Source organism: Bradyrhizobium uaiense (assembly GCF_010811875.1).
Lineage (GTDB): Bacteria > Pseudomonadota > Alphaproteobacteria > Rhizobiales > Xanthobacteraceae > Bradyrhizobium > Bradyrhizobium uaiense.
The window spans coordinates 1-12320 of sequence record NZ_VKHP01000260.1 but is presented as its reverse complement, the minus strand read 5'-3'; the positions used below and the strand labels follow the sequence as shown (position 1 = coordinate 12320).

General features: G+C 64.9%; 10 protein-coding genes and 2 pseudogenes. 1 reads left to right on the top strand and 11 read right to left on the bottom strand.

From position 1 onward, the window contains the following. From FNJ47_RS38860 to FNJ47_RS38810, 11 genes and pseudogenes are all read right to left on the bottom strand, one after another. Positions 1 to 874: pseudogene (locus FNJ47_RS38860) on the bottom strand (hypothetical protein); the annotation flags it as partial. A gap of 16 nt (positions 875 to 890) precedes the next feature. Beyond that, positions 891 to 2222 carry a serine--tRNA ligase gene (gene serS / locus FNJ47_RS38855; RefSeq protein ID WP_163161118.1) on the bottom strand — a complete coding sequence of 444 codons (1332 nt, stop codon included), beginning with the start codon at positions 2220 to 2222 and terminating at the stop codon, positions 891 to 893. Positions 2223 to 2356: 134 nt separating this feature from the next. After that, on the bottom strand, positions 2357 to 3163 hold the full coding sequence (tatC, locus tag FNJ47_RS38850; RefSeq protein ID WP_163161116.1) for a twin-arginine translocase subunit TatC: 807 nt from the start codon (positions 3161 to 3163) through the stop codon (positions 2357 to 2359). Continuing rightward, positions 3160 to 3660 (bottom strand): Sec-independent protein translocase protein TatB, encoded by a 501-nt coding sequence (gene tatB / locus FNJ47_RS38845; RefSeq protein ID WP_163161114.1) that lies wholly within the window; start codon positions 3658 to 3660, stop codon positions 3160 to 3162. Before tatB ends, tatC begins: the two co-directional genes overlap by 4 nt. Positions 3661 to 3821: 161 nt before the next feature. Then, a complete protein-coding gene (locus FNJ47_RS38840) occupies positions 3822 to 4055 on the bottom strand; it encodes a twin-arginine translocase TatA/TatE family subunit (RefSeq protein WP_163161112.1) in 234 nt (77 codons plus the stop codon). A 312-nt stretch (positions 4056 to 4367) separates the two neighbouring features. Beyond that, positions 4368 to 5112: pseudogene (gene scpB / locus FNJ47_RS38835) on the bottom strand (SMC-Scp complex subunit ScpB); the annotation flags it as partial. Between the two features lie 22 nt (positions 5113 to 5134). Further along, on the bottom strand, positions 5135 to 5956 hold the full coding sequence (locus FNJ47_RS38830) for a segregation and condensation protein A (RefSeq protein ID WP_097672191.1): 822 nt from the start codon (positions 5954 to 5956) through the stop codon (positions 5135 to 5137). Next, positions 5953 to 6975: a beta-N-acetylhexosaminidase gene (gene nagZ, locus FNJ47_RS38825; protein ID WP_163161110.1), complete on the bottom strand. Its 1023-nt coding sequence runs from the start codon at positions 6973 to 6975 to the stop codon at positions 5953 to 5955. Before nagZ ends, FNJ47_RS38830 begins: the two co-directional genes overlap by 4 nt. Before the next feature lie 46 nt (positions 6976 to 7021). After that, positions 7022 to 8500, bottom strand: coding sequence for an SPOR domain-containing protein (locus FNJ47_RS38820; protein WP_163161108.1), 1479 nt, complete (start codon positions 8498 to 8500; stop codon positions 7022 to 7024). A gap of 118 nt (positions 8501 to 8618) precedes the next feature. After that, positions 8619 to 10415, bottom strand: coding sequence for an arginine--tRNA ligase (argS, locus tag FNJ47_RS38815; protein ID WP_163161107.1), 1797 nt, complete (start codon positions 10413 to 10415; stop codon positions 8619 to 8621). 9 nt (positions 10416 to 10424) lie between these two features. Then, positions 10425 to 11633, bottom strand: coding sequence for a deoxyguanosinetriphosphate triphosphohydrolase (locus FNJ47_RS38810; protein WP_175068479.1), 1209 nt, complete (start codon positions 11631 to 11633; stop codon positions 10425 to 10427). Between the two features lie 137 nt (positions 11634 to 11770). Between FNJ47_RS38810 and erpA the strand changes: the two genes are divergently transcribed. Beyond that, on the top strand, positions 11771 to 12100 hold the full coding sequence (erpA, locus tag FNJ47_RS38805) for an iron-sulfur cluster insertion protein ErpA (protein WP_163161105.1): 330 nt from the start codon (positions 11771 to 11773) through the stop codon (positions 12098 to 12100). Positions 12101 to 12320: the final 220 nt, after the last annotated feature.

Below are 12320 nucleotides of genomic sequence, written 5' to 3'. Positions count from 1 at the left end.
CGGCAGCGGCTGATGGTGTGAAGAGACGGGTGATAACGGGTGTCAGCGGCGGCGGCTCGAGTTTTTTGGCCGGCGCGGCCTGGCGCATTTCGGGCTTGAGAGCCCCGGACTTGACGGGTTCGGGCTCCGAAGATTCAGGCTTCGAAGGTTCAAGCCTGGAAGCCTCGCGTTCGGCAGGCTCAGCTTTGGCTGGCTCTGGCTTGGCAGGCGCGGGCTTGATCGTTGCAGGCTTGAGAGGTTCAACCTCTATCTGTTCAGCCTTTAGCCGTTCAGCTTTGGCAGGCTCAGCCTTTATCGGTTCAGCCTTGAGTGGTTCCGACTTCCGGGCCTCAGGTTTGGACGGCTCGGGGGCGACCAACGCGGTTGGGCACAGCTCGGGCCTTGGAGGATTCGGAAGCTTCGGGTTGAGGGGCTCGGCCCTGGTCGGTTCGACCTTACGAGGCTCAAGCCTCGGCGGTTCGGGTTTGGGCGGCGCCGGTGCGGGAGCCTCGGCCGGTCTTGCGACGGGCGCCGCCGCTGCCGATTTCGATTTCAGCCGCGCGAGCAGCTCCTCGATGGAGGGCACCGATGTCGCTTCAAGCGGCGCAGCAGGCGGCGTGGCCCTGACTGGAGGCGGCGGCGACGCGACCGCCGCTGATGGTGGCAGATCGGCCGGTGCAAGGTGTGCGAACTTGCCGCGTGCGATCTCCAGCGCGTTGTCGAAGTCCACCCGGTCGATCCAGGCCTTCGATTGCACCTCGATCACGCGGGCTTCCCACAGGCGCGCGGCCTCGATGTCGTAATAGCCCATCTGCTTCTGGTTGATCAGCTGCAGACCGTGGCCGGTGACGGCCCATTGCTTGCCAAGCCAGTGGATGTCACGGTGGAGCGGCATCACACTGGCCCTCGCCTCACATGCCGTGCTCGATGACCTTGAGCCCGCCCATATAGGGCTGCAGCACATCGGGCACCGCGATCGAACCGTCCTGCTGCTGGTAGGTCTCCATCACAGCGATCAAGGCGCGCCCGACTGCCGTGCCGGAGCCGTTCAACGTATGCACGAAGCGCGGCTTGCCGTCGGGGCCGCGATAGCGCGCGTCCATGCGGCGGGCCTGAAAATCGCCGCACACCGAGCAGCTCGAAATCTCGCGATAGGCGCCGCCGTCGCCCTGCCCCGGCATCCACACCTCGATGTCGTAGGTCTTCTGCGCGGAGAAGCCCATGTCGCCGGCGCACAGCGTCATCACGCGATAATGCAGATCGAGCTTCTGCAGCACCTGCTCGGCGCATGACAGCATCCGCTCGAGCTCGTCCTTGCTGGCCTCGGGCGTCGTGATCGACACCAGCTCGACCTTCGTGAACTGGTGCTGCCGGATCATGCCGCGCGTATCGCGTCCCGCCGCACCGGCTTCGGCGCGGAAGCACGGCGTGAGCGCGGTGAGCCGCATCGGCAGCTCTTTTTCGTCGAGGATGGATTCGCGCGCGAGGTTGGTCAGCGACACTTCCGCGGTCGGAATCAGCCCGAGCCGCTCGCTGCGCAGATCGGCATTCGGTGTCGAGAGCAATTCACCCTTGATTGCCCAGAACTGGTCGTCCTCGAATTTCGGCAATTGGCCGGTGCCGAACATCACGGCGTCGCGCACCAGCAGCGGCGGATTGATCTCGGTATAGCCGTGCTCGCCGGTGTGCAGGTCGAGCATGAACTGCCCGATCGCACGCTCGAGCCGCGCCAGCCCCTTCTTCAGCACGACGAAGCGCGCGCCGGACAATTTCGCCGCCGCCTCGAAATCCATGTATCCGAGTGCGGTGCCGAGATCATCGTGCAGCTTCGGTGCAAAGCCGTAGTCGCGCTTCTTGCCGAACACATGGTGCTGGACGTTGCCGTGCTCGTCGGTGCCGTCGGGCACCTCGTCGAGCGGCAAATTGGGAATCGACGACAGCTCCTTGGTCAGCTCTTCATCGGCCGACTTCGCCGAAGCCTCGAGCTCCGGCATCGTGGTCTTGAGTTCTGCGACCTCGGCCATCAGCTTGGCCGCGCGCGCCTCGTCCTTCGCCTTCTTGGCGTCGCCGATCTCCTTGGATGCCGCGTTGCGCCGCGCCTGGGCCTGCTCGGAGGCCAGGATCGCGGCACGGCGCTTCTCGTCGATCGCCAGCAGCGACGGCGACAAGGGCCCGAGTCCGCGGCGCTTGAGGCCGGCGTCGAAGGCTGTCGGATTGTCGCGGATCGCTTTGATGTCGTGCATGGGTCAGTCCTGGCGGGCTAGCGTTGACCGCCAACGAACATGTTGGCAGTCAACGTTCCACTACCACACCGGTCATCATCCGCAAAAGCGGCGATCTCCAACAGAGGTGTGACACCGAATGTGATCTAGACAGCCTATTCCGCCGGATTGGTCGCCGACGGCGCCCCGGACGAGGTGCTCGCGGTCGCGGCCTTCTTCTCCACGATCCGGACTGCGATGATGGCGCCCTCATAGAGCGCCAGCAGCGGGATCGCGAGCGAGGCCTGGCTCAGCACGTCGGGCGGCGTCAGCACTGCGGCGATGATGAAGGCGATGACGATGAAGTAGCGCCGCTTCTCCTTCAGCATCTTCGAGTTGACGATGCCGATCCGGCCAAGCAGCGTCAGGATCACCGGCAGCTGGAACGCGATGCCAAAGGCAAAGATCAGCGACATCATCAGCGAGAGATATTCGCCGACCTTGGGCAGCAGCTGAATCTGGGCGGTCTCCGCGCCGGCGGTCTGCTGCATGCCGAGCGAAAAACGGGTCAACATCGGGAAAACCACGAAGTAGACCAGCATCGCGCCCATCACGAAGAAAATCGGTGTCGCGACCAGATACGGCAGGAAAGCATTGCGCTCATGCTTGTAGAGCCCGGGCGCCACGAACATGTAGACCTGTCCGGCGACGATCGGGAACGAGATGAAGGCGGCCCCGAACATTGCGAGCTTGAGCTGGGTGAGAAAATACTCCAGCAGCGCCGTGTAGATGAATTTCGAATTCTCCGGTCCTGCCACCCAGATGAACGGCCAGACCAGGACATTGAATATCTGCTTGGCGAAGAAGAAGCAGATGATGAACGCCACGGCGAAGCCGAGCAGCGCCTTGATCAGCCGCGAGCGCAGCTCGATCAGATGATCCATCAAGGGGGCCTTGGAGGCCTCGATATCTTCGGCGCTCATGACGCCCTCGCGTCCTTCAGCACGTCGGGCTCTGCCGGCGTCACGTCCTGCGGCGCAGGCTCGGGCTTCACCTCATTGGTGATCGCGAGCGGCTCGACGGTGGCGGCATGGGTCTCGGCCTCGACGAAGGTTTCCGGCGTCGGCTCGGCCGGTGTCGTCGGCGTGACCGGTGCGTCGATCGCGGAGGCGACCTGGGCATCGACCGGCTTGTCGATCTGCAGAGCGTCGCTGACGTCCTTCTGCAGCGAGGTCATGATGTTGCCGCTGGTGATGCCGGTTGCGGCTTCCCTGACCTCGTCGAAGCCCTTCTTGAGGTCGGCCATCTCGGCCTCGCGCATGGCTTCCTGGAACTGGCCCTGGAATTCGGAGGCCATCCTCCGCGCCTTGCCCATCCATTGCCCGACCATGCGCAGCACGCCCGGCAATTCTTTCGGGCCGATGGCGATCAGCGCGACGACCGCGATGACGACCAGTTCACTCCACCCGATATCGAACATGAATTCTTCCGCCTAAGCGCGCCGCCATCGGTCCCATCGGTCCCTGAAAGGATCTGGGGCTGCCGGCGCCTTTTCTCAATCGGCGTCCATAGCGCGTCTCTGCGACGGCGTCACCGTTTCGCGCAAGGAAAAACGTCGAAATATGCGACAGTACAAGCGCGTTAAACGGCCTTGCTGCCGACGTCCTGGCGCGCGGCGGACGGCGTCGAATTGTGATCGATCGACTTGGTGGGCTCGGTCTTCTCCACGACCTTGTCGTCGTCCTGCATGCCCTTCTTGAAGGCCTTGATGCCCTGGGCGACGTCACCCATCAGGTCCGAAATCTTGCCGCGTCCGAACAGCAGCAGGACCACTGCGATCACGACGATCCAGTGCCAAATGCTCAGCGAACCCATCCTGCAACCCTCCAGAAATGGCCGGCGGACCGGCCTGAAACATGGCCGGAAGTTAGGCCCGCGGGGTGTCAAAAACAAGGACCTCGGCCGCGGCAAATCGCTGTCGCGGCTACGTAATATTGCTAGGCTTAACCGGGAATATTTAGGGCTATTCGCCCCTGTCCTCGGCGTCGTCCTCATCGCCCGCGTGGTCGGCGCGCTCGTCCGGCTCACCAGCGTCGGGCTCGGCCGCGTCCGCCTCGGCGGCAGCTTCCGCTTCGGCTTCGATTTCGGCCTCAACCGTCACGTCAACCTCGGCGGTCTCAACCTCGGCAGCCGCTTCGGCCTCAGGCTTCGGCTCCTCCGCTTCCGGCTCGACAGCCGGCGCCAGCAGCAGTTCCAGCGTATCGCCGGGCTCGAGCGGCTCCTCGTCCTCCCGCAGCGTCGCGTCATCCGACGGCGACGGAACGGAAAAGCCGGTCGGCAGACGCGAGTCGAGCAGACCGGTGCCCTTCAGCTCCTCGAGTCCCGGCAGATCGCCGAGCGCTTCCAGGCTGAACTGCGACAGGAACCCGTCGGTGGTTCCGAAGGTCAACGGACGGCCCGGCGTCTTGCGGCGGCCGCGCGGGCGGATCCAGCCGGTCTCGAGCAGCACGTCGATCGTTCCCTTCGACGTGACCACGCCGCGAATCTCTTCGATCTCGGCGCGGGTCACCGGCTGGTGATAGGCGATGATCGCCAGCACCTCGATCGCCGCACGCGACAGCTTCCGGGTCTCGGTGCTCTCGCGCGTCATCAGCCACGACAGATCGCCCGCGGTGCGGAACGTCCATTTGTTGGCGACGCGCACGAGATTCACGCCGCGCGGGGCATATTCCGCCTGCAACTGCGCGAGCGCCTGCTTGATATCGACGCCGTCGGGCATCCGCTTTGCGAGCGTTGCCTGATCGATCGGCTCCGCCGATGCAAACAACAGGGCTTCCAGGAGCCGCAATTCCTCAGGACGCGCTACCGGATGATCCATAGGAGAAATCTCCTCCTCGGGCTCGTCTCTGCGCACTTCCGCCAAGCTTGCCATGGGCTTGCTCTCCTTCTTCCACTTACTCAACCGACAGGTCCGGCGCTGCCATTGCGGCCTGCGCTTGACGCTTTCGGAAATAGATCGGCGCGAACGCCTGCTTCTGGTTGATTTCCATCTCGCCTTCGCGAACCAGTTCGAGGGCCGCAGCAAAGCTCGATGCGAACACCGTCGCCTTCTGCTTGGGATCGGCGACGTAGTTCATCAGGTACTCGTCGAGGCAGCTCCAGTCCTCGGCGAGGCCGACCAGCCGCTCCAGCGAGGCGCGCGCTTCCGCCAGCGACCACACGGTCCGCTTGGCCAGATGCACCGAGGTCAGCACGCGTGACGCGCGCTGCGTGGCATAGGCCGACAGCAGGTCGTACAGGGTTGCGGTGAACTTCGGGTGCTTGATCTCGGCGATCGATTCCGGATTGCCGCGCGGAAAAATATCGCGCTGGAACTGCGGCCGGTTCATCAGCCGGTTCGCTGCCTCGCGGATCGCCTCCAGACGGCGCAGCTGGTTGGCGAGCGCGGTGGCCATTTCCTCGGCGCTCGGGCCCTCAGCGGTCGGCGGTTCGGGCAGCAACAGCCGCGACTTCAGGAACGCGAGCCAGGCCGCCATCACCAGATAGTCGGCGGCGAGTTCGAGGCGAATCTTGCGCGCCGCCTCGATGAACGAAAGATACTGGTCGGCGAGCGCAAGGATCGAGATCTTCGACAGGTCGACCTTCTGCTGCCGCGCCAACGTCAACAACAGGTCGAGCGGGCCTTCATACCCCTCGACGTCGACCACCAGCGCCGGTTCGCCATCGGCGAGGTCGGCCGGCCGCCCGGTCTCAAACGATAGAATTTCAGCGGTCATGCCGTCCCTACCCGATCCAACAACGCATCCAGTTCAGCCCGCGCCGCCTGCCGGTCGAGCGGCTGGGGCGGCCTGCGCGCGGCGAGCGTCGCCTTGGCTCGCTCAAGCGCCTTGCCGGTCAGTTCCGGCGCCTCCCGCGCGACGTCGCGCATCTCGTCGATATTGCCGTTGCAGTGCAGAACCATGTCGCAGCCGGCGCTGACGATGGCGCGGGTCCGTTCGGCAATTGATCCGGCCAGCGCATTCATCGACACGTCATCACTCATCAACAAACCCTGAAACCCGATCAGGCCGCGAATCACCTGTTCGATGATTGTCGCAGAAGTCGTCGCCGGATGGACGGGGTCCAGCGCGCTAAACACAACATGTGCAGTCATGGCCATCGGCAGATCGGCCAGCGGCTGGAACGCGGCAAAATCGCTCCGTTCCAGCTCGGATTTGGCGGTATCGACCGTCGGAAGCCGGAAATGGCTGTCGGCGGTGGCCCGGCCATGGCCGGGAATATGCTTGAGAACCGGCAGCACGCCGCCCTGTTCCAGTCCCTCGGTGACTGCACGCGCGATCGCCGCGACCTTGCCCGGTTCGGTTCCATAGGCCCGGTTGCCGATCACCGCATCCGCCCCCGCCACCGGAACGTCGGCCAAAGGCAGGCAATCGACGGTGATTCCGAGGTCGATCAGGTCGGCTGCAATCAGCCGCGAGCTGAGCCGGGCCGCGCTCAGGCCAAGCTTCGGGTCGAGGTCGTAGAGCGCGCCAAAGCTCGCGCCGGGCGGATAAACCGGCCAGTGCGGCGGGCCAAGGCGCTGCACCCGACCGCCCTCCTGGTCGATCAGGACCGGCGCATCGGCCATGCCGGCGGCGGACCTGAGTTCCCCAACAAGAGCCGCCACTTGGGCAGGACTCTCGATATTGCGCTTGAACAGGATGAAGCCCCATGGCCGCTCGGCGCGAATAAATTCGCGTTCTGCGTCATTGAGAATCAGGCCGGATACGCCCGTGATGAATGCGCGGTTCGTCATTCGGCCGATTAGGCCGTATGCAGCTCACGGGTCAAGGAAACGGCCTTTAATTTCTTTGGATGAGGCACTGCGGCCCACCGGCCGACATCAGGCTTCGGCACACTTGGTTCGCCTCTTCCGAGGACGCGAACGGGCCGGCGAAGGCGCGGTAGTAGACGCCCTTCTCGCCGAGGTCGACGCGCTTCACCACCACAGGCTGCGAACCGAGCACGTTGCGATATTTGCCCTGCAGCGTCCGATAGGACGATTGCGCGTCCGCCTCGTTCTTCTGCGACGATACCTGGACCAGATATCCACCACCGCCAACCGAGGCGGTCGAGGTCGACGCCACCCGGGTCGGAGGCGCAGCCGGAGCTGCGTCAGCCTGGCCGGGGGCCAGCGACATCGGTGCATTCACGCTGGCATTGGCCGCTGCCGGATTGCCGCGCGAGATCGGCGGTTTTGCAGTTGCCGGCGGCTTGGCCGGTGCAGCGACCGCGGCCTGCGTGCCGTCGGGCGTGTCGCCCTTGACCGAGAGGGTGCGGATCTTGCGCGGCTCGTTGTTCGGCAAGGTCCCGTTCGCGCTGAGCGGCGCCGGCGCAGGCTGCGCCGTCTGCACGCTGGCGACCGGCGGCGGATTTGCATTCGCGTTCAACGGCGGAAACACCACGCGCGGTCCGGCGGTCTTCGAGTTGACGTCGACCGGGGTTTCTTCACGCGACACGATCTTCTCGGTGCCGTCACCCGTCGCCATGCGGTCCGGCGTCTTGGCCGGCGCATCGGCCTGGGCCGGGATCACCTTGGTCGGCGTGTTGTCGGCCTTGATGATCGGCGGTTCACCGCTGCGGGGCGAGCCGACGTAGTTGCGATAGGCGAGCGCAGCGCCGGTACCGACCACCGCAAGCGCCACCACCGCGGCGACCGTGATCAGGCCGCTACTCCGCTTGCGCGGTTCGGGTTCTTCCTCATACGCCTCATAGGCGTAGGGATCCTCCGGATAAGCCGGATCGCGCTGCAGATCCTGTTCGCCGGCTTCGAGCTGGCCGTACAGCGCGTCATCATAGCGCGACGGATCCTGCTCATGACCGCTGCTCTGATAGTGCGGCTCGTCGTCAAACGCCTCAGGCTGCCGCGGGGCTTCGACCGGCCGATAGGGTGCCACCGGCTCGGGCGCGCGCTGCGGCTGCTGCGCCGCATAGCGGTGCAACGGATGCACCGGGCTCGGCTGGTAGTCCTGCTCCGGCTCTTCGTACTCGGTATGCTGCACCGGCGGTGGCTGAACCGGCGGCGGAACGACGGTTTCCTGCCGCGCGCGCTGCATCCAGGGCGGCGGGCCGGCCGGCGGCGTGTTGTCCGCTTCCGCCTCGGGCTCGTACTGTTGCGGCCGCGCATTGGCACGCGACTGCAGCGGACGCGGCGGCGGCTTGTTGGCGCTGCCGAACGGATCCGTTTGGCCGATCAGCCGGGCCAGTTCGGCGAGTGGATCGCTCTCGGCCCTGGAGGCCGTGTCGGCGGAAAAATTTCGGTCCTGATATCGATCAGCCATCGTGATGATGCATCCCCTTCGGGACAGCGCCAAGATCGCCGGCACAGCCGGTCCGAACGAGTTGGCCCCTGCCAGATGCCCTCACAAATCCCCACTCGTGAGGGCCTAATGCCCCTGCCTACCGCATCTCGGTCGGAGCGTGGACGCCTAGAACAGCTAAGCCCGATGCCAGAACCGAGACGACGCCCTGAACCATTGCCAGTCGCGCCCTCGTGATTTCTGCATCATTATTGATAATGAAGCGTAAATAGGGCAAATCGCGCCCCTTGGTCCAAAGCGCATGAAATTCACTGGCCAAATCATATAGATAAAAAGCGATTCGGTGCGGCTCGTGTGCCACCGCCGCAGCTTCAATCATGCGGGGATAGAGCGCAAGGCGCTTGAGCAGATCGAGCTCGGCCGGGTCGGTCAGCCGTTCGACCGCAGCGTTGCGCAGATAGGCCAGCCGGGCTTCGTCGGACTCGGGCAGGTCCGGAACCGCCTCTTCCCGTGCGTTGCGGAAGATCGAATGGCCGCGGGCGTGGCCGTACTGGACGTAGAAGACGGCATTGTCCTTTGACTGCTCGATCACCTTGGCGAGGTCGAAATCGAGCACCGCGTCGTTCTTGCGGAACAGCATCATGAACCGCACCGCGTCCGAGCCGACCTCGTCGACCACTTCGCGCAGCGTGACGAAATCGCCTGACCGTTTCGACATCTTCACCGGCTCGCCGTCGCGCAGCAATTTCACGAGTTGCACGATCTTGACGTCGAGTGTCGCCTTGCCGGCGGTCACCGCCTTCACGGCCGCCTGCATGCGCTTGATGTAGCCGCCGTGATCGGCGCCGAACACGTCGATCAGATTGGTGAAGCCGCGCTCGAACTTGTTGCGATGGTTGGCGATATCGGATGCGAAGTAGGTGTACGAGCCGTCCGACTTGATCAGCGGACGATCGACGTCATCGCCATAGGCGGTGGCGCGGAACAGCGACTGCTCGCGATCCTCATAATCCTCGACCGGCTTGCCCTTCGGCGGCGGCAGGCGGCCCTCGTAGATGTCGCCCTTGGCGCGCAGGAAATCGATCGTCTCGGCAACCTTGTTGTTGCCGGACGTGGTCAGCGAGCGCTCGGAGAAGAACACGTCGTGATGGATGTTGAGCGCAGCGAGATCGCCCTTGATCATCTCCATCATCATGGCGATCGCCTTGTCGCGCACGATCGGAAGCCATTCGGCGTCCTTCATGTCGAGCAGCCTGGCGCCATGCTCCTTGGCGAGTGCGTCGCCGACCGGCACCAGGTAATCGCCGGGATAGAGCCCTTCCGGGATCGCGCCGATATCCTGCCCCAGCGCCTCGCGGTAACGCAGGAACGCCGAGCGCGCGAGCACGTCGACCTGGGCGCCGGCGTCGTTGATGTAGTATTCGCGGCAGACGTCGAAGCCCGCGAATTGCAGCAGGCTGCACAGCGCGTCGCCGAACACGGCGCCACGGCAGTGGCCGACATGCATCGGCCCGGTCGGGTTGGCCGAGACGTATTCGACGTTGACCTTCTCGGCCTTGCCGATGTCGCTGCGTCCAAATGCGGAGCCGGCAGCCAGCACGGCGCGCAGCGCGTCCGCCCAGACCTGCGGCTTCAGGGTCAGGTTGATGAAGCCGGGTCCGGCGACGTCGACGGAGGCCACCAGCGCGTCGGCGCGCAGCCGCTCGGCGATCTTGTCGGCGAGCTCGCGCGGCTTGGCCTTGGCATCCTTGGCAAGCACCATCGCCGCATTGGTCGCCATGTCGCCGTGGCTGGCATCGCGCGGCGGCTCGACCACGACACGGGACAGATCGATGCCCGCGGGCCAGTTGTCCTCGGTTGCGACAGCGGCACAGATCGCGTGCACGCGCGTCAGCATGTCGGCAAAAAGGTGTGGTGAAGCAGTGGTGTCGGCCATGGCAGGGCGCTAACGCAAATCCGGGGTCGAGTCAAAAAGCCTTTGGTGCTCGATCAGGGCGAAACGGTCGGTCATCCCGGCAATGAAATTGCCGATCCGCCTGTTCCGTGCGCCCGCGGTCTCCTGCACGCTCCCCTCGATCCATTCCGCCGGCAGGTCGCCGGGCGACTGGCGGTAGCGCTCGAAGAGATTGCGGACCACCTGCTCTGCTTCCCGCATGACCAGCATCACCCGCGGATGGCGATACATCCGCCGGAACAGGAACGCCTTGATCGCCGCCTCCTGCTCGGCCACCTCGGGCGGAAACGCGATCAGCGGCGCATTGTGGTGGCGCACGTCCTGGGCCGATTGCGGCTGGGCGGCCGCCAGGCGCCGGGTCGCCTCATTGAAGACCGCGTTGATGAAATGTGAGATCAGCTCACGCACCAGTTCGGCGCCGCGCCGGACCTCGTCGAGCCCGGGATAGTGGCGATCGATCTCGGCGATGATGTCCGCGGTCAGCGGCATCTCCTTGAGGTCGTCGACCGCAAACAGACCGGCGCGCAGGCCGTCGTCGATGTCGTGCGCGTCATAAGCGATGTCGTCGGCGAAGGCCGCGATCTGCGCCTCGAGCGAGGCATAGCTCCAGAGCTCGAGATCATAGGTCCGGTTGTAGTCGGCGATCCCGACCGGAATGCCGCTTTGCAGATAGCGGCCGGCCGGCGCGCCATTGCGCTCGGTGAGCGGGCCGTTGTGCTTGACGATCCCCTCGAGAGATTCCCAGGTCAGGTTCAGCCCGCCGAATTCTGGGTAGCGATGCTCCAGCGAGGTCACGACCCGCAGCGTCTGCGCATTGTGGTCGAAGCCGCCGTCATCTTTCAGGCATTCGTCGAGTGCCCGCTCCCCGGCATGCCCGAACGGCGGATGGCCGAGGTCGTGGGCGAGCGCCAATGTTTCGGTCAGGTCCTCGTCGACGCCCAGCTGGCGCGCCAGCGCGCGGGCGATCTGCGCCACCTCCAGCGTGTGGGTCAGCCTGGTGCGGTAGTGATCGCCCTCGTGGAAGACGAAGACCTGGGTCTTGTGCTTGAGACGGCGGAATGCGGTCGAGTGGATCACCCGGTCGCAATCGCGCCGGAACGGGCTGCGGGTCCGGCTCGGCGGCTCCGTGACCAGCCGGCCACGGCTGCGGTCGGGATCGCAGGCATAAGGCGCGCGGGGGGCAGCCATTCCGACCGACACGGTATTTTAGTCCTTATCCATTTGATTCCATGGTTCGACGCACTTAACTATGTCTGAGGCGGCCGACCAAATGAATTGGCTATGACGCCGGGTCTGATCCGATCAGATCATGCCGAGATAAGGTTTCGGAGACCGATATGACTGCTGCCATCACCGTCAGCGAACGGGCCGCCCGCCGCATCGGGCAAATCCTCAGCAAGGAAGGCGACGGCGCCAAGCTGCGCATTTCCGTCGAGGGCGGCGGCTGCTCCGGTTTCCAGTACAAATTCGACGTCGAGCGCATCCAGGCCGATGACGACCTCGTGATCGAGCGCGACAGCGCCGTGGTGCTGATCGACCCCGCCTCGGTCCCGTTCCTGGCGGGCTCGGAAGTCGACTTCGTCGACGATTTGATCGGCGCCTCGTTCCGCGTCGTCAATCCGAACGCCACCGCCTCCTGCGGCTGCGGCACCAGCTTCTCGATCTAACGCTTCCGCATCCTGGGTGGTTTCTTCGCGAGCTGTTTTGCGGCTCGCGCGGCACGGCTGGCTATTCCGCCGCGACCACCTGCGGCCGCTCGACGTCGCCATCCGCCTCTGCCTGCGGATCGAGCTTGCGGCGCAGCCTGCGGTCGATGCGGTCGAGATAGATGTAGATCACGGGCGTGATGAACAGCGTCAGCAGTTGCGACACGCAGAGGCCGCCGAC